This is a genomic window from Imperialibacter sp., assembly GCF_040222385.1.
Taxonomy (GTDB): Bacteria; Bacteroidota; Bacteroidia; order Cytophagales; family Cyclobacteriaceae; genus Imperialibacter.
Map to the genome: position 1 here is coordinate 322,449 of NZ_JAVKDF010000023.1, position 23,920 is coordinate 346,368.

17 protein-coding genes and 1 pseudogene are annotated in these 23,920 nt (G+C 48.4%); 7 read left to right on the forward strand and 11 right to left on the reverse strand.

Translation table 11 applies throughout. From position 1 onward, the window contains the following. Positions 1-4 precede the first annotated feature (4 nt). The 5 genes from RIG68_RS11735 to RIG68_RS11755 all read right to left on the reverse strand — a co-directional run bounded on the left by RIG68_RS11735 (position 5) and on the right by RIG68_RS11755 (position 6,324). On the reverse strand, positions 5-1,060 hold the full coding sequence (locus RIG68_RS11735) for an NAD(P)H-dependent glycerol-3-phosphate dehydrogenase (protein WP_350122296.1): 1,056 nt from the start codon (positions 1,058-1,060) through the stop codon (positions 5-7). Further along, positions 1,038-2,732, reverse strand: a complete 1,695-nt coding sequence (locus tag RIG68_RS11740; protein WP_350122298.1) for a 1-acyl-sn-glycerol-3-phosphate acyltransferase — start codon at positions 2,730-2,732, stop codon at positions 1,038-1,040. The genes RIG68_RS11735 and RIG68_RS11740 overlap by 23 nt, the downstream gene beginning before the upstream one ends. Before the next feature lie 82 nt (positions 2,733-2,814). Further along, positions 2,815-3,468, reverse strand: coding sequence for a hypothetical protein (locus RIG68_RS11745; RefSeq protein ID WP_350122300.1), 654 nt, complete (start codon positions 3,466-3,468; stop codon positions 2,815-2,817). Beyond that, entirely contained in the window at positions 3,465-5,396 is a 1,932-nt protein-coding gene (locus RIG68_RS11750) for a peptidylprolyl isomerase (RefSeq protein ID WP_350122302.1), read from the reverse strand. The genes RIG68_RS11745 and RIG68_RS11750 overlap by 4 nt, the downstream gene beginning before the upstream one ends. A gap of 16 nt (positions 5,397-5,412) precedes the next feature. Next, positions 5,413-6,324, reverse strand: coding sequence for a PhzF family phenazine biosynthesis protein (locus tag RIG68_RS11755; protein WP_350122304.1), 912 nt, complete (start codon positions 6,322-6,324; stop codon positions 5,413-5,415). A 206-nt stretch (positions 6,325-6,530) separates the two neighbouring features. Between RIG68_RS11755 and RIG68_RS11760 the strand changes: the two genes are divergently transcribed. Beyond that, positions 6,531-7,505: a polyprenyl synthetase family protein gene (locus RIG68_RS11760; protein ID WP_350089054.1), complete on the forward strand. Its 975-nt coding sequence runs from the start codon at positions 6,531-6,533 to the stop codon at positions 7,503-7,505. 18 nt (positions 7,506-7,523) lie between these two features. Here the strand turns inward: RIG68_RS11760 and RIG68_RS11765 are convergent, their stop codons facing one another. Together RIG68_RS11765 and RIG68_RS11770 are read right to left on the reverse strand one after the other, a co-directional pair. Further along, complete coding sequence (locus RIG68_RS11765) at positions 7,524-9,320, reverse strand: glycoside hydrolase family 9 protein (protein WP_350122306.1); 1,797 nt, start codon at positions 9,318-9,320, stop codon at positions 7,524-7,526. A gap of 60 nt (positions 9,321-9,380) precedes the next feature. Then, the gene (locus tag RIG68_RS11770) at positions 9,381-10,220 is read right to left on the reverse strand and encodes a polysaccharide deacetylase family protein (RefSeq protein WP_350122308.1); all 840 of its coding nucleotides are present in this window, start codon (positions 10,218-10,220) and stop codon (positions 9,381-9,383) included. Between the two features lie 106 nt (positions 10,221-10,326). Between RIG68_RS11770 and RIG68_RS11775 the strand changes: the two genes are divergently transcribed. After that, complete coding sequence (locus RIG68_RS11775; RefSeq protein ID WP_350122310.1) at positions 10,327-11,646, forward strand: Gfo/Idh/MocA family protein; 1,320 nt, start codon at positions 10,327-10,329, stop codon at positions 11,644-11,646. Positions 11,647-11,652: 6 nt separating this feature from the next. Here RIG68_RS11775 and RIG68_RS11780 read toward each other — a convergent pair whose 3' ends face one another. The 3 genes from RIG68_RS11780 to RIG68_RS11790 form a co-directional block, all read right to left on the reverse strand. Beyond that, positions 11,653-12,243, reverse strand: a complete 591-nt coding sequence (locus tag RIG68_RS11780; protein WP_350122312.1) for a class I SAM-dependent methyltransferase — start codon at positions 12,241-12,243, stop codon at positions 11,653-11,655. 48 nt (positions 12,244-12,291) lie between these two features. Further along, positions 12,292-13,797 (reverse strand): pyruvate kinase, encoded by a 1,506-nt coding sequence (locus tag RIG68_RS11785; RefSeq protein ID WP_350122314.1) that lies wholly within the window; start codon positions 13,795-13,797, stop codon positions 12,292-12,294. Positions 13,798-13,877: 80 nt separating this feature from the next. Beyond that, positions 13,878-15,113 (reverse strand): peroxiredoxin family protein, encoded by a 1,236-nt coding sequence (locus RIG68_RS11790; RefSeq protein WP_350122316.1) that lies wholly within the window; start codon positions 15,111-15,113, stop codon positions 13,878-13,880. Positions 15,114-15,116: 3 nt separating this feature from the next. Here RIG68_RS11790 and RIG68_RS11795 point away from each other — a divergent pair, with 3 nt between their 5' ends. The 5 genes and pseudogenes from RIG68_RS11795 (at position 15,117) to RIG68_RS11815 (ending at position 22,485) form a co-directional block, all read left to right on the forward strand. Then, positions 15,117-16,271 carry a CaiB/BaiF CoA transferase family protein gene (locus RIG68_RS11795; RefSeq protein WP_350122318.1) on the forward strand — a complete coding sequence of 385 codons (1,155 nt, stop codon included), beginning with the start codon at positions 15,117-15,119 and terminating at the stop codon, positions 16,269-16,271. 145 nt (positions 16,272-16,416) lie between these two features. Then, on the forward strand, positions 16,417-17,892 hold the full coding sequence (locus RIG68_RS11800; protein WP_350122320.1) for a tetratricopeptide repeat protein: 1,476 nt from the start codon (positions 16,417-16,419) through the stop codon (positions 17,890-17,892). 251 nt (positions 17,893-18,143) lie between these two features. Then, positions 18,144-20,603 carry a glycoside hydrolase family 95 protein gene (locus tag RIG68_RS11805; RefSeq protein WP_350122322.1) on the forward strand — a complete coding sequence of 820 codons (2,460 nt, stop codon included), beginning with the start codon at positions 18,144-18,146 and terminating at the stop codon, positions 20,601-20,603. Positions 20,604-20,649: 46 nt separating this feature from the next. Next, positions 20,650-21,495: pseudogene (locus RIG68_RS11810) on the forward strand (alpha/beta hydrolase); the annotation flags it as partial. Between the two features lie 39 nt (positions 21,496-21,534). Continuing rightward, a complete protein-coding gene (locus tag RIG68_RS11815; RefSeq protein ID WP_502880626.1) occupies positions 21,535-22,485 on the forward strand; it encodes an alpha/beta hydrolase in 951 nt (316 codons plus the stop codon). 354 nt (positions 22,486-22,839) lie between these two features. Here RIG68_RS11815 and RIG68_RS11820 read toward each other — a convergent pair whose 3' ends face one another. Beyond that, positions 22,840-23,775, reverse strand: a complete 936-nt coding sequence (locus RIG68_RS11820; RefSeq protein ID WP_350122326.1) for an SMP-30/gluconolactonase/LRE family protein — start codon at positions 23,773-23,775, stop codon at positions 22,840-22,842. Positions 23,776-23,920 lie beyond the last annotated feature (145 nt).

Genomic DNA, 23,920 nt, shown 5'->3' on the forward strand with positions numbered 1-23,920 from the left:
CGGCCTACAAAAAATCGATTTCGGCCCTGAAAGGGAATTTCATCAGGTAGGTGGTGGCATCTCCCACGGTCATTTCTTCGTTAATAATGTTGTGTAGCGCTTCCGTAATGGGGCAGCGTACTTTGTAGAATTCCGAAAGACTTTTGACGATTTCAATGGTTCGCACCCCTTCAGCAGTTTCTTCCATGCTTTCGATGATTTCGCTTATTTTTTCGCCTTTCGCCAATCTTGTACCCACAGTAAAGTTACGGCTATGCTGGCTGGAGCAGGTGGCGATCAGGTCTCCAACACCTGCCAGGCCTATAAACGCTTTGGTGTTGCCGCCTAGTGCCTGACCAATGTAGATCATTTCTACCATGCCCCGGCTTATGAGCAGGGCCTTGGCATTCTCGCCCAGGCCAAGCCCGTGGATAACACCGGCGCCAATAGCGATGATGTTTTTTAGTACGCCACACAATTCGACGCCTATGAGGTCACTGTTGCCATAAATGAGAAAACGTTCATTTTTCAGCAGTTGCTGACCGGCATTGATCACCTCGTCAAAATGGCTGGCTACTACTGATGCCGCTGGTTGTTTGGCGGCCATTTCACCAGCGAGATTAGGGCCCGCCAGGCAACCAACTCTTACCACGGAACTTTCCTCCATGATCACCTCGCTCATGGTTTTTACATAGTCCCGGCTAAGTGGTCTGTTGGCATTAAGCTGCTTGTTGTCCGGCAGGCTCACATCGAAGCCCTTCGTGCCATGGATGAGGATATGATAGGGGCGGAGATAGGGCGACATGCGACGGATAAGCTCCCGTAGGTTAGCAGAGGGCACCACCGGGAAAATGACGTTACACGACTTCGCAACAAGCTCCAGGTCGTTGGTCACGGTAATTCTTTCATGAAGGGCCTGTCCGGAACTTTCTCTCTTGTCGTTGATGTTTTTGGCCCTTTCAGGCGTGCGGGCGTAAAGTATCACGTCGGTCTTTTCCGCCAGCATATTGGCAATCACAGTACCAAAACTGCCTGCGCCCAATACGCCTACAGGATCCTTAGATGAATTTTTCGAGGTCATATCCATCCATCCGGTTATAGTAATAATAGAGTCTGTTCATGTCCTGCGTTGTCACATTTCCCTTTTTGTTCTTCAAAATAGGTCTCAGGGCGTGGTACATGCCGCAGTTGTCAATTCCGTATTTGATCACGTCGTCTACAGGCCCTTCGAGGTGACTCGCAAAATTAATTTTCCCCATCTCCTTCATGCGAAATATTTCCTCTCTCAGCTTGCTGAAAGTCTCTCTGAATTCAGCGTAGTCAATTTCGGTGTCTTCATCGGGTAGTCGGAGAAGGTTATAAAGATCGAGTGCAGGGTTTCTCCTTTTGATCATTTCAAAAGCTGTGAAAGCTGCCAGGTGACTACTGAATACCCGATTGTATTTGTGATACTCTTCCACGATCCTTTTGGCGAGAATACGGGTATATTCCTGCTCCCGCTGGGCATCGAAAGTAATTACGCCATCGGTGGTGAAGTAGTCCTTTATTTCCATCGGATTCCCCTGCTTGTCAAGGCTGTTTCCGTGGTTGTCCACATAGTTGCCAAACACATCCATGGCTCTGCCAATACTTACCGAGATGTCGGAGCCTCTGGTGAAAAATTTCAAAAGAAACTTAATGATTTTGTATGAGGTAGAGTACTCATCATTTTCTACATAGTATCGCTCCTGTCCCTTTCTTTCGAGATAATCGTTGATAAGGCTAGGTGCCTCAAGAACGAAGTGATAGTTGAGCACCACTGGCACGATGAAAATCTTTTTGGCCTTCTCTTCGTCTTCCTCAAAATGTTCCCGTTGAGCGGCTACGGTTGTGCTAAGCAAGCCAAGCTTCAGTTGTGTTTCAATGGCACCCGATCTTGACCTGGTTCCGCCGGGGAAAAACAGACTATGACAGCCATATTTCAAAGCTTCCTGTGAATAGGTCTTGAGCGTTTCCAGGTAGATTAAATTCTTCTTTCTTCTGTCTACTTTGTAAGCCCCAAGGCTGTTCATAAAGTATGCGAAAATCCTGATATTAAAGAGATTAAGCCCAGCACCATAGATGAATGGAGGTAAGCCCATGTGCTGAATTACCCAGCCAATGAGTATTGAATCGAGGTTGCTGAAGTGCGTGGGCACCATAACGATAGTGCCTCTTCTTGCCAGCCGACGGAGCTGCTCTACTTGCCCCACCACATGGATTTTATCATCGAGGTCCAGCTGCTTACTCCAAAGGGACTTAATGCCTTTTACCCGGGTAGCATTGAGCAGGCGAGCAAAGCCAAAGGTGATGACGGTACGGGCAAACCTGTAGTGCGAATTTTTGAAATTACCTGAGATCTCGTTGGCGTAGCGCTTGATGATTTCCCGTAGAATGGCCTCTTCAGTTTCCTTCTTTTTTGCCTCGTCGTCATTGGGGATTTCAATGAGCCTTTTCTGTATCTGGTTCCAAAAGTCCTTTTCGTCTTTCGGATCAACTTTCCACGGGTTCTGCTTCATTCGCAGCCTTTCCCGGTAAACAGTTGACTCCAACTCTTCTTTCAGCGATCGTCCCGATGTGAGCGTGATCAGGTTTTTCAGGCTCTCATTGGTAACAGTTTCAATGAAAGCTTTCTTGTTTTTGTTCAGCTGTACAATAGGCCAGTAACGGGTCCTTGGCAGGACTGGCTTATATCTCTTCTTTTCTCCTTTTATTTTTTCCGTCTCAACTTCCATTCACAATCGGGCTTCTTGGGGGGCCAATATACTAATTTAAAGACATCACACAGAAAGTGTTTGTGACAATGTACCAGATTCCTTATCTGGCATCAGAACGCTCAATGAATGCGTCAGGGGGAACAGATCCATCGACTTTTGCCCGGTAGTGGCTAATACCGTCGAACTCAAAATGAAGCTCCGTCGATAGTTTCATCAAATCTACCACGTCGTAATCGATTTGGTTTGGAGGCAAGTCTGACAAAACGAGGTAGAGGTAAAGCCTGGTCTGGTTATTTATGGTGTCTTTTAGCAGATACACTGGAAAGACGTGGGATTCCCCGAGCGCCATACGGGGTATGAGATGATTATAGAAGCTAATGAATGCCGGCAACGCTTCTCCAATTCCGGGTAACATAATGTCGTAACGAATTTTGTCCTCTTTCAGGGTGAGTACTTTAACGCCGACCAGCCCATAGTACATCAACCCCACTCCTCCAATACCCAGAACAAGCAGAAGTACTGCCCATTTGTTCCATGAGAAAAGTGTAATAAATGCTATGCAGCTCAAAAGTCCGCCGCCAATCAATGGGCCGAGCAGTTGTCTGTGGTTGATTTCCAGCCGCATGATGGGAGTGAGTGCATACTTTTTGGATTTCCCTTTCCTGACCACCTCCAGATAGGAAGCGAACAGGTGGAGATGATTTTTCTGGTCATCAAGGTCGGGCAGGGGGCACGAAGCAATGGGTCTGCTCATGGCAACTTGATGGAGGTGATGCGGTCTCCCACTTCAATTTTGCTGACCACTTCCATCCCTTTGGTTATTCTTCCGAAAATGGTATATGCGCCGTCGAGGTGGGGGGTTGGAGAGTGCGTGATAAACCACTGCGAGCCTTCGGTGTCTTTGCCTGCACTTGCCATGCCTACATAGCCAGTGCCGTATTTTTGGGTTGAAAACTCCGACCTGATGACGCCATCCGAACTGCCGTAACCATCGCCCCTTGGGCAACCGGCTTGAATCACGAAGTTTGGCACTACCCGGTGGAAGGTAAGGTTTTCGTAGAAACCGTTACGTGCCAGACTAACGAAATTCTCGACCGAGCCAGGCGCTTCTTCCACCAGCAGTTCTATTTCTATTGCCCCCCTCGATGTTTCAATTATGGCTTTTGTTCCCTTGGTAATTTCCGTCACCACGTCCCAGGCAATTGGGTTTTGGTAGAGCTGCCCGGGGCCAATGCCCTCTCGTCCTTCATAGGCGCTAATGGTGCTTTCCAGCGCCTGGTAAGGCTCCAGATCCTCCGGAAGATGCAGGCTGTCGAGTCCCTGATACATAAACTGGATATTGCCGAGGTAAGGCTGGAGCCTCGACCTCAGTCTTGTGAGTGTGGACGCTGCCACGGTTACCTGCCCTGCATCACCCGAAAGAATGGCTTGTCTGAAATAGCCAATGAGTTCCGGCTGCTTGAAAGCAGGGAACTGCGTCGACTGGTTCATGGCACTCAAGGCCTCCATGGCACTGGTCCGAACAAACGGGTGGGGATCATCCAGCTGATTCCCGAGAAAGGCGCTGGCGTTGGGATAGTTTCCAAGTGCCTGCAAAATAAATCCTTTGTCATATGGATTGCTCACCCCGCCATACATTTCCGAAAGCTCTCTATATGCATTGTAGCCGTACAGATTGCTTTCCAGCAGATTGCCTAAAACAGTGGCCCTTGTTCTGGGTATGACAATCTGCTTATTAATATCCCATATCCATCGTTCAAGTTCCCGACTCTTCCACGTACTTATCACTTCACCGGCACTTACGGAGGTCTGATAATCTGTGCTTTTAAGTATTCCGAGCAGTGTTGATTCCACGATAGAGAAATGCTCCTGCTTAAGCGCCCTGATGAGGTTTACCCTGACCAGGGAGTTACTCTCACTGTTGAGTTGGTCGTCGATAAAAAAAGCTATCGAGTCGTTGTTGGATTTTGCTAAAGCCCTTGCTGTAGCCATTCTCACCGCTGGAAGAGAGTCGTTGGCGGCACTGTTTTTTAGTATGCTTTCAAAATGTGCAATGCTTATCCCTCTCATTCTTCCAAAATAGTTGGCAGCAGCCAGCCTTGCCTGATCAGGTAGGGTGTCGGCCAGGATGGCGCTGGCAGCCACGGTCAGTACTGAGTCACTAATGCCGCCAAGGCCAGCACGATAAATGCCCCATGCCTTACCTGCGATAGTAAGGTCGTCGTTAGCTTCATAAGCCGCTAAGAAATGCATGTAATCGGTGCTGAGGCATTTGCCCAGTGCCTCCAAAAGATGGTACCTGATCAAAGGCTCCGTTTCAAGCGGCAGCCTGTTGGCCAGCGCCGACTGTGCACTTTTTCTCTTCATTTGGCCGATGGCAAAAGCAGCTGCTTTTCTTACTTCAATTTTTGAATCTGATAAAAGAGGAAAAAGATAGGGAAGCCCAACTGTGTCTTGAGTGGAGGCGAAGGCCATCGCCGCTTCTTCACGATACACACTCTGCTGATGGGTGAGATAGGGAATTAAAGCCTCCGACTGCCGCCTGTCTTTGAAGTCGTATAGCTTCACCAGCTCCGGGTCTGCAAATTTGTTGGGGAAGGTCTTGATGCGTTCTGATTCATTCTCAGAACACGATGTGATAAAAGCAATGGCAATCAGGAACAGTACAAAGTAGTTTTTCATGGGCTGGATTTGATCCTTAGGGCAAAAATAGTTGACCCTGACCCATAAACACACAGTAGCCACCGACTTTTACCTGAGTGATGGCAGTTTCCGACCTTTCTATTTCCAGGTAGAGCTTGCTGGGCCTACCCATTTCGTAGCCTTGTTCGCTGATGATCTTTGTTTTTTTTCCGGTATTTCTAAGCTTATGCTGTACTAAATAGCAGCCCAATGGTCCGTTGGCTGACCCCGTAGCAGCATCTTCTACAATGCCCGCCTCCGGGGCAAACATGCGGCCATGCACGTGTGATTCGATATCGTCTCCACCCATGGCGAAGGGGTAAATCCAACCGGGATTGTATTTCTCAACCACTTTTTCCCAAACATCTGACCTGAACTTGATTTTTCTCACAGCATCCAGGGATTTCAAGGGTGTGATGAGATAGGGCACACCACAGGATACAGTTTGCGGGCTATAATTTGGCAGGAAGTCACTTTCTTTAAGCGAGAGCAGCTCTGCCAGCAATGCTATATCAGTTAGATGATTCCCAAATGTTGGCAAGGGCTGGGTCATCACGAGCATTTCAGGCGCACCATTCTGAATGTCAATATCTACCCGGATAGTGCCAACTTTTTCTTCAAGAAACACAGTTAGTATTTTGTCCTCCGGCTTGTAATCAATATATCTTGCAATAACAAAAGCGGTGCCCAATGTAGGGTGGCCGGCAAATGGCAGTTCCTGACCAGGGGTAAATATACGCACCCGGGCATTGTGATATTCATTTCCAGGAGAGTAGATGAAAGTGGTTTCTGAAAGGTTAAACTCTCTGGCAATCTGCGTCATTTCTTCTTCTCTAACGAGGTCGCCTTTGGGTATCACTGCCAGCTGATTGCCGCCAAAGGGTGACTGCGTAAATACATCCACCAGGAAATAAGGTATTCGACGCATAGGTATTGTTTATTTTAAGGGCTAAGGAGGAAAATATCACCTAACCTCGAAGTTTTTGCTGAATTGATCAAATCAAACTTTCCGGGTGGCAAATAAAAGGTGAATTTTGTTTCCCTGGCCGAAACTATAGCCTTTATCAGAGGGTTTACCACCTGGTATTGCTTTTGCAAAGCAGGTTTAACCTGTTATTATTGTGCCGCAAACATATGAAGCTTCAACTAGAAGATATCCAGGCGCCCATTGCGCAAGAAATGACTGAATTCGAGAAGAAATTCCGACACTCCATGAAGAGTAATGTCATGTTGCTGGATAAAATAATGACCTATATAGTGAAGCGAAAGGGCAAGCAAATGCGGCCCATGTTTGTATTCCTTAGCGCTGGTGTTTATGGGCCTATTACCGACGCTACTTACAGAGGGGCGTCGTTGATAGAGCTGCTTCATACGGCTACGCTGGTGCATGACGATGTGGTGGATGACGCCAACTACCGGAGAGGTTTCTTTTCCATTAATGCGCTCTGGAAAAACAAAATTGCAGTGTTGGTGGGTGATTTTTTGCTATCGAGGGGGCTGTTACTCTCGGTTGACAATGGTGATTTCGACTTGCTGAAAATTGTGTCCGAGGCGGTGAAGGAAATGAGTGAGGGCGAGCTGCTCCAAATGGAAAAGGCCAGAAAGCTGGATATCTCAGAAGAAGTTTACTATGATATCATCAGGCAAAAGACAGCCAGCTTAATTACTAGCTGCTGCAAGGTGGGCGTGGCTTCCGTCGGGGCCGATAAGGCTTCTATTGACAGGATGGGTATGTTCGGAGAAAAGATAGGCTTGGCTTTTCAGATCAAGGACGACCTTTTTGACTATGGCGCTGACGAAATTGGCAAGCCACTGGGCATTGATATCAAAGAAAAGAAGCTGACACTACCGTTGATCTATGCTTTACGTGAGGCGAGCCCAAGCGACAGAAAGCGAATCCTCAGCATTATCCGACACGACAGCGACAAGCCCAAAAAGCGGACTGAGGTAATCGACTACGTGAAGCAATCCGGCGGGCTCGATTACGCCAGAGACGCCATGGAGCGCCACTATCAGGAGGCACTCGTCATTCTTGATGAGTTTAAAGACTCGGTTTATAAAACTTCTCTGAAGCAGTTGGTTCAGTATACCATTGAGCGGACGAAGTAAGAATACTTCACCCTCTTCCTAATTATCCACCCCAAAATAAGCCATCATCAAAATTGCGCCAGCCGTACCATCCATAGTCGGTTCGTTGGTGGAGTAGTCGCCAATGTCGTCGTGGTACACCACGAAAGGGTTCTGAAAAGCAGCGAATTCATCTGGTTCTGAGAGCTCCACAGCCAGCATTTTGTAATAGATGCTGCCAAATAATGGTCCGTCCACCAGCCCACCAGGCACCTCCTTTTTTGTCATTGCCCACACGCTGGTATGTACGTCTGTAGGGTATTCGCCACCTTCGGGCATGCCGGTAAACATGGTGGTGCCCCATGGGTTTCGGCCAAATAGCCAGTCTCGCTGTGCCACCAAATAGCTGTGGTATTGCAGGTCGCCTGTCATTTTCTCGTAAAGAATGATTTGGGCCGCAAGGCTTGTCAACAGATTGTTGGAGCACCAGATAAAAGGGATGCCGATGTTGTAAGGGTTGCGAGCAGCCTTCTTCAGCGTAAAGTCAATCCCCGCCCGATAGTAGCTAGCCAGTGTATCCTGAAATGCCGGTTCCACCACATCATAAAGGGCATAGTGCCCCAGGTTGATGAAAGGGTAGTACTGGTAGTGGGCCGCCGTATCGAGTACTGTCCAGCCCTCGGTGCCAGCTAAGCGAGCGTATTTTTTAGCATCTTCCAGATATGCCCTTTCGCCTGTCGTCTTGTAGAGTTCGGCCGCTCCCCACTCCATGTCGTCAGTCCAGGTTTGTTCGGTGTAGCGGTAGGGAGCACCATACGAATTGCCTTGCTGAAAGCCCTCCTTTGTTTTTCCAAGAGCGTACAGCGTTTTGGCTGCTTCCAGACAGTCGGAGGCGAACGACGCATCTTTCGGGTCGTTTTTCCAGATGCGGGCGCCCAGTGCCAGCGCAGCGGCCGATCGTCCAGCAAGATTGGCGACCCCGGTGGCTTCACTTTTATACTTCATCAGGCCCTGAGGTTCTCCGGTAGCGAAATAAGCCACCCGGTAGCTATTGGATCCCCAGCCATAATCCGAAGGGTCATTGTCCGGCATTTTCCAGCCTTTATGGTCCCGGTCGTCGGCTACCTGATGGATGAGCTGGTCGGGTGCTGGATGCATTTTGAGGATCCAGTCGAGTCCCCATTTGGCTTCATCGAGCACGTCGGCAAGCCCATTGCCACCTGGCTGGCCAAGGGCATTGGTTTTGTCAGCAAAACGTTTGGGAAACAGCTCATAGGCCAATAGCATGTGCCCCGTGGCATAGCTGCCTGTGATCAGGTACTTTAGTTGGTCTCCAGCGTCGTGCCAGCCGCCGCTCACATCCACATAGGTGGAGTCGGGCATGGGGCCAAACATGCTGCGTCCGTCACGCTGGTGGCACACCATGTCGAGGAAGGGGTTGTAGCCGCAGCGCTGCTGGCGCATGAAGGTGAGCAGGGGCTTGGTCTGGCCGCTATAGGCTTTATCTGAGATGGTAAACTGGCGGGAGGCTGCCTGGCTCTTCTGACCAACCAGCTTGTAGGTGCCTTCTTTGGCGATGGAGGTAAAGTCCAGTTCATAGAAGTAGCTGAAAGTACCCCATCCCTTGGCTTTTGACCTGCTTGGTTTTACTATGGCCACGGGTGATCCAGTGTTGGTATCAACTAATTGAAAAGCCTCTTTTACCGGCGAATTGGAAAAGACGATGGCGACTTTACTTTCATTTGGTAAGTAGCCAATTTGGTTGATGCGAATATATGTTGGCTCTGCCTCTGGAGAGAAACTTGAATCGGTTGGGAGAAGGAAGGAAAGAAGCAACTGAAAATAGATGATAGCCATACAGGGTGCGTAGTAAAGTCGAACTTAGTTCGAATCTATAAAAATTTACTGGTGCGTCATCTAATTACTAGACAGCAGGTCAACAAGTGATTTGAACTCATACCCTTTCGCCCTCAAGTCAACAACGAGCTCCTCCAGTCTTATATAGAACTTGTCGGTTCTTTCTGGCGCTGTGCCAATGTGGACGAGCAGCAAAAAGCCGTTGAGACCTGCCGGGTCTTTTTGCTCGTACTCCAGGATGCTGTTGTAGATGACCTCGCTGCTTCGGTAGTTCGGCATGTCTGGCGTGGTGTAGTCGGCGTTGGATCTGGTGCCGCTGGTGAAGTTGATCAGCTGGAGCCCGAAGTCACTTGTCCATGTGCTGATGCTGTCGTTGTACCATTCGTAGGGCGGCAGGAAGTAGGGGGCGTCTGATTTTCTTATTCCAAACCGCTCCATTTTGAGATAGTTTGCTTCAAGGTCTTGTGTGAACTCCTGTTTTGTCACCAGCAGGCTGTTACGGTTTTCCCAGGAGCAATACAACAGGTGCTTGTCGGAGTGAGCGCCCAGGTAATGGCTGTCTTGTTTGAGCTGATAGATGATTTCCTCAAATGCCGGGTTGCTGTAAAAATTACCCGTGAAAAAGAAGCCTGCTTTCACCTGTTGTCTGGTCAGCACACCAATGATGTGTGCAGCACCGTCAGCAAATTCATCGCCAGTGAAAACAAGGGTCAGGGACTTTTCAGCGGTATCAGCCCTCACGATAGCCCTATGCTGACATTCAAAGGAGGCACATGGGTCTTGTTCCGTTTTCTCTGCTTTGCCCGAGCAGCCAAAAATCAACCAAAGAAGCAAGATGATCACAATCCAAAGAACAGCCCTTTTGAGCCTGTTTTTATTGGATTCAGGAATTTCCGGCATAACTAGTTTAGTTTCTTACTTGCACCTCCAGGCCCAAATCTACATTTCTGCTTTCATAATGGGAAATATCCTTTTAGCTTAGACAGAGATACATACCTACTCCATAATGACTACCAACAGACGTACCTTCGTGAAGCACACCACCCTTGGACTGGGCGCTTTGACTATTCTTCCATCAGCTGTTTTAGCAGGTCGCAGAAAGGCCGCTCCCAGCGATGTCATCAACGTTGGCCTTATCGGCTGCCGTGGCCAGGGCTACTGGATACTTGAGAACCACATGAATAATGAGGATGCTCAATGCGTGGCGCTTTGCGATGTGGATGAAAATGTGCTGAATGACAAAGCGGCGCAAGTCGAGAAAAAGCAAGGCAAAAAGCCAAAGCTGTACAAAGACTACCGAGAGCTGTTGGCTGATAAAGATATTGACGCTGTCATCATCGGCACGCCCGATCACTGGCATTGTTTGCCTTTTGCGGAAGCGCTGCAAGCCGGGAAAGATGTGTATGTTGAAAAACCCCTGGCCAATAGTATTGGAGAAATAGAGATAATGACTGCTGCTGCTAAAAGATACAGCAAGCAGGTGGTGCAGGTTGGTCAGCAACAGCGCAGCGGCACCCATTGGGCGGATATCATGGCCATGGTGCACAGTGGAAAGCTGGGCAAACTTCGCAAGATCAAAGTGTGGGGTAATTTCGGCTATGGCATTGGTCAACTCATGAAGCCTGACGAGCCGGTACCAGCTGGTGTTGACTTCAATACCTGGCTTGGGCCAGCACCTGACCGGACTTTCAATCCCACTCGTTTTCATGGTTCCTGGAGGATGTTTTGGGACTACGGTGGCGGGCTCATGACCGACTGGGGCGTGCATTTGCTCGACATGGCCCTTTGGGCTGGCAAAGTCGACTACATGCCCATGAGTGTGAGCTCGGCCGGGGGCAATCTTTCCTTCCCCGACTACAACCATGAAACCCCCGATACCTTATCGGTCGTGTATCAAATGAAAGACTTTGTACTGACCTGGGATCACACGGCGGGCATACAGAGCGGGCCGTACAACAAGCCCTATGGCCTGGCCATTCAGGGTGACGATGCCACGATTGTTGCCAATAGAGAATTCTGGGAGTTGAAGCCCGAAAACAGAAACGGAAGCCCAACCATGGAGCCGATACTTTTCGAAAAAGGAAAAAATTACCACCCGGAGCACGTTCGTAATTTTCTTGATTGTATCAAAAGCAGGGGCGCAACCAACTGCACCATCGACATGGGACGTATCGCAGGCATCTATGCCCACTTGGGCAACTTGTCGCTGCGAGGCGGCGGCCCTGTTTCCTACGACGAAACCAGGCGTCAGATCGTCAACAACAAAGCAGCGAATGCGCTGGTGTTTCCGAGCTACAGGAAGCCGTGGGTGTTACCGAAAATTTAAGCTGGTCTATTTCTTCCTTGCATAAACCTGAATCACCGACGACTTTCCGTTGTGATACTCACCTTCGTTGACTTCTCTTTCGGTTTGGTGTAAAACTTTAAAATCCCACGATGGCTCCAGCATGGTCTTAAGCTCAGTCAGCGTGTACAGCATGGATAGTTCTTTTGGCCCACCTGTACCATAGCCGAGCTGGTCTGTGCTATAAACTTCCATTAATAGAAAGCCACCGGGCTTCAGACCGCTATTTAGTTGACTTAACACATGGGTTCTCACTGAAGGAGGGAAGTGACCAAAAACGCAGACGATGCCATCCCATGCTTCGCTGGCTATCTGGTATTCGCCTAAGTCAACTTGCAGCGTGGTGACTGCAACACCCTTTTCTTTTGCCAATTCCTTTGTACGCTCTAAACCCACTGAAGACAGGTCGGTTGCTGTGACCTCATAGCCCAAGCCAGCCAGATATACAGCATTTCGCCCCTGTCCTTCAGCGAGGCAAAGTACCTTGCCTGACGCTTTCTCCGCTATTTGTTGTTTCAAGAAATCGTTTGGTTCTTTGCCGTAAGCAAATTCAGTTTTGGCGTACCTTTCGTTCCACATAGTTTTTATTTTTTCGGGTAACTCTTCCGTCAACCAGAAGTCGCCTTATTAAGCATTTTCTGAAGCGGTTAGTTCTTGCAGAAGCTCCCTTTCCTTAAAGAAATGCTGTGCTACTGACAAGGGCCTGAATAGGTGCCTTCGTTTGGTGCGGTGCCCACCGCTTCGGCTCAAGATGTCTTTCAGGAACCTGATCACCTCTACGGTATGCAATCCTTTGTTGATCATCACACATTCGGCCATAGACGACCTGGCAGCATCGGTCGCCTCCGAACGGGTAGCTATGCCTGTCTTATTAAGTGTTTCCAGCACCTGGGTGGCCCAAACGACCGGGACATGGGCCGCCTCACAAATCCACAGGATTTCTTCCTGCAACTCACTCATCCTCTCAAACCCAACTTCCACTGCCAGGTCTCCCCTGGCAATCATTACGCCCATGGTGTTTTTTGTCATTCCCTGCAATAGCAACTCGGGCAGATTGACAAACGCTTCGGGTGTTTCTATTTTGATGATGATGTGAGGAGGGGTGTCGCTTAGGTTTGATAGGCTGCTTTGAAGTACTTTTAAGTCGTCAACTGTTCGCACAAAAGAGTAACCTACCATGTCGGCCTCCTGGCAAATATAGGGCAGTGCCTGTTTGTCCTCCTTTGTTAAACTGACAATCTCAAGCTGAGCGTTGGGAAAGTTAATGCCTTTGCCGACCTTGAGATGGGGTTTAGTGCCAGAGACCCTGTCAATCGTGAGGTGAGCCTGGTTGCCTTTTACCTTTACGACAGTTGTGCTGATAAGCCCATCATCAAAAAGCACTTTCTGCCCGGGCTTCAATTGTGCGATAATGCCCCTTACGCTACAGCTCACAACCCGCTCTTTTTCGCCTGCCTCGTACTCGGGCTCCACAAGTTTCAGTGTTTGCCCTTCAGCTATTTTCAACCGCTTTTTATCTTTTCCTTTGCCAGGAATGCCTGTGCGCAATTTGGGCCCGGCAAGATCCATGTAAATCCGACAGCTTTTTCCCGTCGCAGCGACTGCCTGTTTTAAGGTAGAAACCAGTACCCTCCATATTGCTTCATCATCATGGGCGCAATTGATTCTGGCTACGTCCATTCCCTGCTCTAAAAACTGAGAAACCAATCCAACGTCGTCGGCCATTCGGGCATCCAGCGTGACCATGATAAATGGTGTCTCGTTGCTGGAGCGCTGACCAAACAAATGCATGGATTGCCTCTGCGCAATAGCCCGGGCGGTCGCCGGATCGATATCATCGGGGTGGCCGTGGTAAGGTTGATGATTCAACCACTGAATGACCGAGCGAACCTGGTGCAGGGTGTGACTTTCGGAATTGGAAAGTGAAGAAAGCCCCAAATAGTGCAGTTTGTCCTGTAAGGGCCGGAGATCGGCTTTCCGAAGGGTCAGGTAGTGGATAAGGTTCAGTGCTGAGGCTTTGTTGGCTGGATGAACCTGCTCAATCCGGTCGTTGTAAACTCTTGCCTCATGTGCGAGTGCAGTTTCCAGGTTTTGAAGCTGAGCTAGTATTATATCATTTACTTCGGGTATCATGGCTGCTTTTTTGTACCCGAAGGTATCCTACAAAAAAACCTTAAATTATGATCACCTCCGACCTGTCAGTGTGACTTTTGTCAGCGATTTCCCTGCACACTTTGAACCACCGCTTCAAAGTCTTCTTTGAAGACTTCGTAGTACTCTCCCGTGGCAGGGCCGTTGAAAAAGCCATAGGTTCTCACAGGCTTGTGATCCTTGTCGAGAATAATGAGGGTAGGGTAGGCATTTACCCGACTGAGGGTAGGGAACATCATCGAAGCGGAGGTTTTGTCCGCTTTGCCGCCGAAGGCCAATTTTGCATCCGTATCCATAAAAGTCCGCCAATTTTCCAGGCGCTGCCTGCCATAAGCCAGGTCTTCATTCGTTTCAAAACTCAGGCCCACCCATTCAAACCCGGAATCAGGATGGGCCTGGAGCCAATCGTCGATAAAGTTGGACAAGTCCATGCTATTGGAGCACCAGGTACCAAAAATTTGCAGAAGGACGGGTTTTCCCTTCAGTGCGGGGTCATTATGAGTAATTGTTCTCCCATCAAGTCCTTTCAAAGAAAACTCAAATGGCTGGTCTTTTTTACTGTAGGCGACGTTGGTAAAATCTGGGATTTCGGCGGAGGGATCCTTTGTGGCTGACCAGCCCTCTTTATAATTTTTGCCATATAGCCAAAGCCCGACCAGCTTGCCGGGGCCGAGGAGGCTGGCCTGAAAGATAAAGTCGTGGGCCCCATCGAAAGTGCTGAGGTAGAGATTTTTCCCCTTCACATTGCCCTGGAGATAGCGGAAATCCCCGGTGGCGGTAAGAATGGTGCCCCAAATACGGTTGGCTTCCTGCTTAAAAAGTCCAATTGACGTTATACTGTCGTCCTCCGAGGTGAAATTGATGGCCCACCTGCCAGAAAAGTCTGTGACAGGCTCGTCGCTGTCAGGAAAAAAGCGATACTCAAGGCCATAGTCAGCTTTGAAGGTTTCTTTGTAATCTTCAGAGTAGTTTTTTACAAATACCCCCTCCAGGTGGTCGCCCTGAAAGGCAGCGACAATGTAGGAATCGAAAAGGTTCATGGGAAGGTAAATGGAGTCTTCCTTCACTTTGCTGTCTCTGATGAGGAGGCGTTCTTCGGCATTCAACAGGTATACCCTCCAAATATTGTTCTCCAGCTTCATTTCAAAGTTGAAAGGCAGTTGCATCCCCTGCATATCCAGCGTGCCCCGCCAGATGCCTTCCTGTGGCTGTGCATATGCCGCCAGGCAAGAAAATAGGGTAACCATCAGTATGCTCAAAAACCTGCCTATCTTTGCCATCGTCTTATTTCTACTCATAACGTGCAAAGTACAGCAATCTTTTCCGACCTCAAAGTAATCGAGCTGGCCTCCGTGCTGGCAGGCCCCAGCGTAGGGCAGTTTTTTGCAGAATTGGGCGCTGAGGTGATCAAAATCGAGAACCCGGAGACAGGCGGCGACGTGACCCGCAGCTGGAAGCTGGCATCAGAACCGACCGATTCCGATATGTCGGCCTATTTCATGTCGGTGAATGCCGGGAAAAAATCGGTGCTGCTCAACCTGAAAAAGAGAGAAGACATTGAAAAGCTCTATGCGCTGGTGAAAACAGCGGACATCGTCATTGCCAGCTACAAGCCTGGCGATGCAGAAAATCTGAGGGTGAGTTATGCCGATTTGAAGGCATTGAAGCCCGACCTGATCTACGGTCACATCACGGGTTTCGGGCTCGATGAAGACAGAGTGGGCTACGATGCCATTGTGCAGGCGGAAAGTGGCTTTGTGTTTTTGAATGGTGAGAAGGAAGGTGTGCCACAAAAGATGCCCGTGGCTCTCACCGATGTTTTGGCCGGACACCAGTTAAAGGAAGGCTTGTTGCTGGCGTTGATTAAAAGAATGAAGTCGGGGAAGGGTAGCTACGTCACAGTGTCATTGATGGAAGCGGCCATTTCCTCGCTCGTGAACCAGGCCACCAACTGGCTGGTGGCAGGGGAGGTACCTCAGAGATTGGGTTCTGAGCATCCCAATATTGCGCCTTACGGCAATATCTTCAAAACAGCCGATGAACAGTGGTTAATGATTGCTGTTGGTTCTGACAAGCAGTTCAAAGCCCTGTGCCACATTCTGGATTTGAATGGACTGTCGCAAAAGCCGGAATTCAACACCAACGCTGCCCGGGTAAAAAACAGAGAGATGCTCAAGCCACTGCTTATAGCTGCCTTCCTGGCGCATGACATTGATCGGCTCTGCCAGGCCTTTCTAGCTGCCGATATTCCCTATGGCCGGGTGAACACCATGGATCAGGTATTTGCCACACCACAAGGCAAAGCCATGGTGTTGCAAACGATCAAAAACGGTTTGGCGCAGAATGGTTTGCGGCAGGCGGCATTTAGGATGGGAGAGGGTATATACAAAGAATGGCTTTCTACAGCGCCTCATTTAGGCAGCCGCTCAATCAAAAAGCCACTTGCAGGAAGTTGAATATGAGGTGATTGGAGAGAGCAGAACAGTAAACTATTATATTTATCACTTTCGACGGATGTTTTTTTTGTATGTTGTGGTTAACTGGGGTTTGTAAGTATTTTCATTCTTCGCCCCTAAAACAAGTCATCGATTGCTGTGTAAAATGAAGAGCAGGGGATTCATATTTTTCTTTTCGCTTTTGGTATCTCTATGCAAAGTCTGCAGAGGTCAAAATGACTCGCTTCTGGTAAGTAGGATATCGGAGGCTGCCAATTCGGAGGAAAAAGTCGATCTGTTAAATGATTTATGTAAGGAATTGTGGTTCTCTGACTTAGGGAAAGCCAATAGCTATGGCAATAAAGCGCTTGAGCTATCAAAACAAATCGCCTACAAGGAAGGAGAGGCAACTGCCCTGAATAACCTGGGCGTTGCTGCCTGGGTGCAGGGCGATTATTACAGGGCTCTGGATCTCTACTATTCGTCAATCAATATTCGGGAGGTTATTGGTGGTCAACTTGGGCTTGGTAATACCTATCATAATATTGGCAACATTTTTCGAAGTACAAAAAATTGGAAGGAAGCGACTAAATGGTTTGAGAAAGCGCTGGCCATTCGGCATGAAATTAATGATGAGTTAGGGATCAGCTACAGTAAAAATAACTTAGGACTAGTAGCTCAGCAACAGGGAGAATTTGATTTGGCGCTGACATACCTGGATCAGGCCTTGGCCATTAGGAAAAAAATCGATAACCCCAGAGGTGTAGCTACCTCGCTATTGAGTATTGGTAAAGTGCATATGGATCTCGGCGAATCAGACCTTGCCGGGCAACGGTTTGAAGAAGCGCTGGCAATTTGGAAAAGCATTAACCATATCCAGGGGCAGGGAATGACCTACTTGTCGGTCAGTCAGTTGGATTTTATCAATGGCAAGTTGGGAGATGCTTTGGCGAACAGTAATTTGGCTCTGGCACTGGCAAATGATATCAATGCAAAATCTGAGCTGATTGAAATACATGAGCATCGATCCAAGATATATGTTGCCTTAAATCAGTATGAAAAGGCATTTAACGAGCAATCATTGTCCATTGCCTACAAAGACAGTGTCTTCAATGAGAACAAAATCAACCTCATTGAACAAAGGAATTATGCCCAGATAGCTCTTAAAAATGAGCTGCTTGAAAGTGAAAATTTACTTCAGAATGAGTTGTTGAAGAAACAGGAGAGAATTTACCAGGCCACAGTGGTAATTTGTATACTACTTGCCATAAGCCTGTTGTCGATCTATGGTGTGCTCAGAATTCGTAACAAGACCAACAGAAAACTTGCGCTTAAGAACGAATTTATTGCTAGCCAGAAGCAGCTAATAGAGGAAGCCAACGCTCTGCTGGAACTCAAGGTGCAACAAAGGACAAATGAGCTGCAACTGAGCAATGAACGGCTCATTAAGTTTTCATTATTCAATTCTCATAAAGTCCGTGGCCCTTTGGCCAGGTTACTTGGTTTAACCCAACTCACTACAACTGCCAAGGAGGCTGAATTGAAGGAGTACATCAGGATGATCGATGCTTCGGCAAAAGAGCTGGACCAACAGATTACAGAAGCCGGTACTGAATTGACGAAACATTTGGATAGCCAGTAATAGGATAGCTGGCTTGTTGTTTGAATCGGCGAGTACGGAACCTTTGCCATACTTCAATCTGACAACTTAGCAAAGCTTTTGGACTACCAGCCCTTAAGCAGAGACCCCACAAACAACGACAAACGCCATCAAGGCCCAAGCGGTTTTTTACAAGTTTCCTTCATCGAAAGAAAAAAAGTGTTAATTTGACACTAATAACTTTAACTGCTTAATTGAGCCGGTCTTTTTGAGCAGTATTCAACTAGCACCCTATGACAAAAGTATTGACCGTTGTCCTCTTTCTGGTCTGTTCCTCGAGCTTCGCTCAGGATGCAGGGCTTAAACTTTGGTACAAAAGTCCATCTGGTGATACCTGGGAAAATGCCTTGCCCGTTGGAAACGGACGCCTGGGCGCCATGGTGTATGGCAATGTGGAAAGGGAAACGATCCAACTCAACGAGCACACCGTTTGGAGCGGCAGTCCTAACCGGAACGATAATCCCCTGGCGCTGGAATCGCTGCCGGAAATCAGAACGCTCATATTTGAAGGCAACCAGAAGGAAGCCGAACAGCTGGCCAACAAAACGATTATCACTAAAAAATCTCATGGCCAGATGTTTGAGCCGGTGGGTAACCTTAACCTGGCATTTGAGGGACATGAAAACTTTACGAATTACTACCGTGAGTTAGACCTGGAAAGAGCCGTTGCGAAAACGTCTTATATGGTGGGAGGTGTTACCTACACACGAGAAGTGCTGGCTTCATTTCCCGATCGGGTGATTGTGATTCGCCTGACTGCCGACAAGCCCAAGAGTATTTCATTCACAGCGTCCTATTCTACTCCGCAGCCAAAAGTTGTGGTACAAACAACTGCTGCTAAAGAACTGACCATAGCTGGCACCACCATTGACCATGAAGGGGTAGAAGGCAAAGTTGAGTTTAAAGGTATAACCCGAATCAAAACAGAGGGCGGCAGTTTATCTCAAAATGACACGTCACTGATGGTGACCAAAGCCAACGCAGCAACGATTTACGTGTCTATCGCCTCCAACTTCAACAGCTATAAGGACATCAGTGGTGACGAAAATCAAAGAGCTGCCTCTTACATGACGACAGCTTACCCAAAGTCGTTTGATGCAATCCTAAAAGGCCATGTGAAGGCTTATCAGGCCTATTTTGATAGGGTAAAACTTGATCTGGGTACTACAGAAGCTGTTAAGCTGCCTACAGATGAACGCTTGAAAAATTTCAGCACAGCCAATGACCCACAATTTGCAACTCTCTACTTTCAATACGGACGCTACTTGCTGATATCGTCTTCGCAGCCCGGCGGTCAGCCAGCCAACCTTCAGGGTATCTGGAACAATAAAATGAAGCCACCCTGGGACAGTAAATACACCATCAATATCAATGCAGAAATGAATTACTGGCCCGCTGAAAAGACCAATCTTGCTGAGTTGCATGAGCCTTTCCTCGCTATGGTGAAGGAGCTTTCAGAAACAGGGCAGGAAACGGCAAAAGTGATGTATGGCGCCAGGGGCTGGATGGCCCATCACAATACCGATATCTGGCGCACCACAGGGGCGGTCGATGCGGCCTTTTGGGGGCTGTGGGTTTCAGGGGGTGGTTGGACGAGCCAGCATTTGTGGGAGCACTACCTCTATAACGGAGACAAGGAGTATCTGGCCACTGCTTATCCGGTTATGAAGGGCGCAGCCACGTTTTATGTAGACTTTGTGGTTGAGCACCCCGAATACCACTGGCTGGTGGTAAATCCAGATATGTCGCCTGAAAATGCGCCTCAAGCCCACCAGGGCTCGTCATTGGATGTGGGCACCACCATGACCAACCAAATTATGTTCGATGTGTTCAGCTCGACGATGAAGGCCGCTGATATTTTAGGGAAAGATGCGGCGTTTGTTGATACACTCAGGCAGGTGCGTAGCAGGCTGGCACCAATGCATGTGGGGCAGCATGGGCAGCTGCAGGAATGGTTGGAAGACATCGACGATCCAAACGACAAGCACCGCCACATCTCACATTTGTATGGCTTGTATCCGTCGAATCAAATTTCTCCCTACCGCACGCCCGAATTGTATAATGCTGCCAAAACTTCGCTAGTTCATCGTGGGGATATTTCTACAGGCTGGAGCATGGGCTGGAAGGTGAACTGGTGGGCGAGATTGCTGGATGGCAATCATGCGTATAAACTAATCCAAAATCAGCTAACGCCAGTGGGCACCAATAATGGCGGGGGTGGCTCCTACAACAACCTTTTTGATGCTCATCCACCCTTCCAAATCGACGGTAATTTTGGATGCACGTCTGGCATTGCAGAAATGCTGATGCAAAGCGCTGATGAATCTGTTCACCTTTTACCTGCCCTTCCCGACGTTTGGGTGAGCGGCAGTGTTAGTGGATTACGGGCAAGGGGAGGTTTTGAAATTGTCGACATGCAGTGGAAGGAGGGAAAGCTGGTGAAGCTGATCGTTCAGTCGAACCTTGGCGGCAATCTTCGCCTGCGTGTACCAAATGCTTTAAAGTTGTCGGATGGGAATTTGTTATCGCAGGCATCAGGAAAAAATGAAAATCTGTTTTATCAAACAGATGAGATTTTAACGCCGATCATCTCTTCTAAGGTTGAGGTGTTGCCACCGCAGCTGCGGGCTACGATTTTGTACGATCTGCCTACTCAGAAAGGCCAATTGTATAATATGGTTGCTGAAAAATGAGCTAAAGACATCCTATGTACAAAAAGTGAACAGTTAAACCTACTTCATGAAACAACCAGTGATTCTCTTCGCATTGTTAGTCCTTTGCCGTTGTGCCGTTGCACAGGAAACTATCAAACAGGCTCCGGCCGGCTTTGATGCAATACAGGCATCCATACCGCATGGGAAAATTGATTCTGTGATGTACCCTTCCAAAACGGTGGGTAACGACCGGCGGATGTTGATTTATACGCCGCCAGGATACTCAAAAAAGAAAAAGTACCCTGTTTTGTATCTACTGCATGGCATTGGTGGTGATGAAAAGGAATGGTTGAATGGCGGAAGCCCGCAGGTGATTCTGGACAACCTCTACAAAGACAAGAAGGTGGAGCCCATGATTGTAGTGATGCCCAACGGCCGGGCCATGAAAGACGACCGTGCCGGGGGTAATGTGTTTGAACCGGCCAGGGTGGAGGCGTTTGCCACCTTTGAAAAAGACCTTCTCAACGACCTCATTCCGTTTGTGGAGAAAAATTATCCTGTGCTAACTGATCGTGAGCACCGGGCGATTGCAGGGCTGTCGATGGGAGGTGGCCAATCACTTAATTTCGGACTAGGCAATTTGGATAAATTTGCCTGGGTAGGAGGTTTTTCGTCTGCTCCGAATACGAAAGCGCCAGAAGTGCTGATTCCGGATCCGGCAGCGGCTAAAGCTCAACTGAAGCTGCTTTGGATTTCCTGTGGCGACAAAGACGATCTTATTAGGTTCAGCGAAAGAACTCACGACTACCTGGTGCAGCACCAGGTGCCACATATATACCACATTGAGCCAGGCGTTCATGATTTTAAGGTGTGGAAAAATGGCCTGTACCTGTTTTCTCAGCTGATCTTCAAGCCGGTGGATCTATCCGCCTGGTGAACTATATATTTTATACCTACTAACTAACACATCATGCTTACCAAAAAAATTAATCTGACCAAAGTTGCCATGTCAGCTGCCCTGGTCTTCCTGGCCGCCTCGGCCATGGCTCAGGATGGCACTATTTACCCGCTTGATGCTCCTGCCGAGCCAAAGGCTATTCTGCTTGGCACTGGGGGTGTCGATGATCAGCCTGCCAAAGAAACCTGGTTTCGTCAGTGGGGCGACCCCATGGCACGGAATATTTCCACTGCCACCCTCACGCCCTTCCTGCCCGAACCAGGCAAAGCTAACGGCACTGCTGTGATTGTAGCACCAGGTGGAGGTTTCATGTGGCTTTCGATGGGCAATGAGGGCTGGGAAGTAGCAGAGGCCCTGGCCAAGCAGGGAATTGCCGCCTTTGTACTTAAGTACAGGCTTCACCCAACGGCAGAGTCACTCGACGACTTTTCGGCCTGGATGAATCGACCCCGCCAGGCACCAGCTGCATCTTCCGATGCTTCAAACGAGGCTGCACCCGCTCGCCCGCCACAGCGAGACTTGTCTAACCAGCTAGAAGACGCTGAAGCTGCCTACGCCATGATCGTGAAACGGGCCAAGGAATGGGGCGTCGATACCAACCGAATTGGTATGATTGGCTTCTCGGCGGGAGCTGGCCTCACCATGCATTCCACCCTCAATTCCAAGACCATGAAGCTGGCCTTTATCGGCCCGATTTATGGCGGTATGGGCCCGGTGGAGGTGCCGAAAAATGCTCCGCCGATGTTCAGTGCGATCGCAAGCGATGACTTTCTTTTCCGTGGGCAGTATGGCGTGATCGACTCCTGGTACAAAGCGGGCATACCTGTCGAGTTTCACCTTTATCAGAATGGCGGACATGGTTTTGGCCTCGGGAATCCTAACCGCACCAGCAACCGCTGGTTCGATGCCTTTATACACTGGCTGGACGTGAACAGTTTTCTCATTGCGAAGGCTGGGAAGTGACCAGTAAATTGGCGCATACAGGAAACTTCTTACCAATTTCTGAATCATTGGTGTATTAACTTCTCTTAGGCTGCCTCGTGTGATAAAGGCTTGGTGAAAAGTGTTTATCACACGAGAGGCCAAAACTATGATGCTTCAAACACTGAAAAAACAGGCTTGGGGAGAATGAGCCTGCCTGAGTTTTACACCACGTGCAAATAGATAAACTGTCTGCGGTATTGGGCATCCTGACCCAGTTTATGGAGCTTCATCAGCGTTTAAAGAATGCCTTTTAGAACAAGGGGTTGGGCCTCGTTCCAAAGAGCTCAAGTCTTTTTTTCGTTGTCCACCTGTGAGGCTTCAAAAAATTGGCTTTTACTTCTTGATATCTACGGCATATATTGTGCCTGCCATCATATCAGGAACGAGCAAACGTCCCTTGTCTTCTTCCAAATAAAAGTCTGCAGCCGACTCTAGTCCATCAATCAATACCATTGATTCTTCAGTTTGACCATCGATTTTCCAAACGGTGCCAAGTGCCCAACTGCTAATGTAGTAATCACCATTACTATCTTGCTCCACGGCATCGGCACCTCTAAATTGACCTTTCAGGGGCGTTAATTCCCCATCTCGTTTCACCAAAAAATTGCCGAGGAAAAAGGCACCCACCATAATATCGCCATTGTTGTCAACGCCCACACCATTTGGATTCAACATTAATGGAGAAGTGTCTTGTGTTACCGATACCTGACCTCCCAAATCAACATGATAAATACGCCCCAATTGCGGAACCAGTTTCGCTTGCTCGCTGTCGAGCGGCCATAGCTTATTGTTTTCATCACGCATGTATTTGGTTGCTCCCATGTCCACTACATAGATGCCTTTGCCGTCAGCATCTACGGCAACGTCATTTAAGTACAACACTTCGTACGGGAAACTCTCCTTGTCAACAAAGATGCTTGCAGTGCCCTCTTTATCAACCTGCCAGATGCGGGTCAAATCCGAAAAGTATAAACGATCCCCTATGTAGACGATGCCTTTGGGCTCATCAAAACCTTTTGCAAAAACCTTTACACCACTTTTGGAAATTTCAACTATCTCACCATCGCCAGGTTCACTACCATTCATTACTGAAACATAGTAGTTGCCGTTGAACCCTTTCGTGATACTTTCTGGCTTCACACCTACTTTCACCGGAAATTGAATCTCAGGCAGTGAAGTACAGCCAGCCGACAGAACCATGGCTATGATTGTTATGCCAACGATCATCTGTCTAAGGCTGTAGTCGGCCACATCCAATGATTTTTTCATTTTCTATTCTTTTTAAATGTGTGGTTGCTCTTTTCATACATACTCAGTGTATGATGATTCAATCAAATTTAAACAATTTCAACAGATGCGTGGTTGCCAACGGCTGTGTTGTGGTTGGGATTAGAAAAAGCACTGTCTTTTCCAT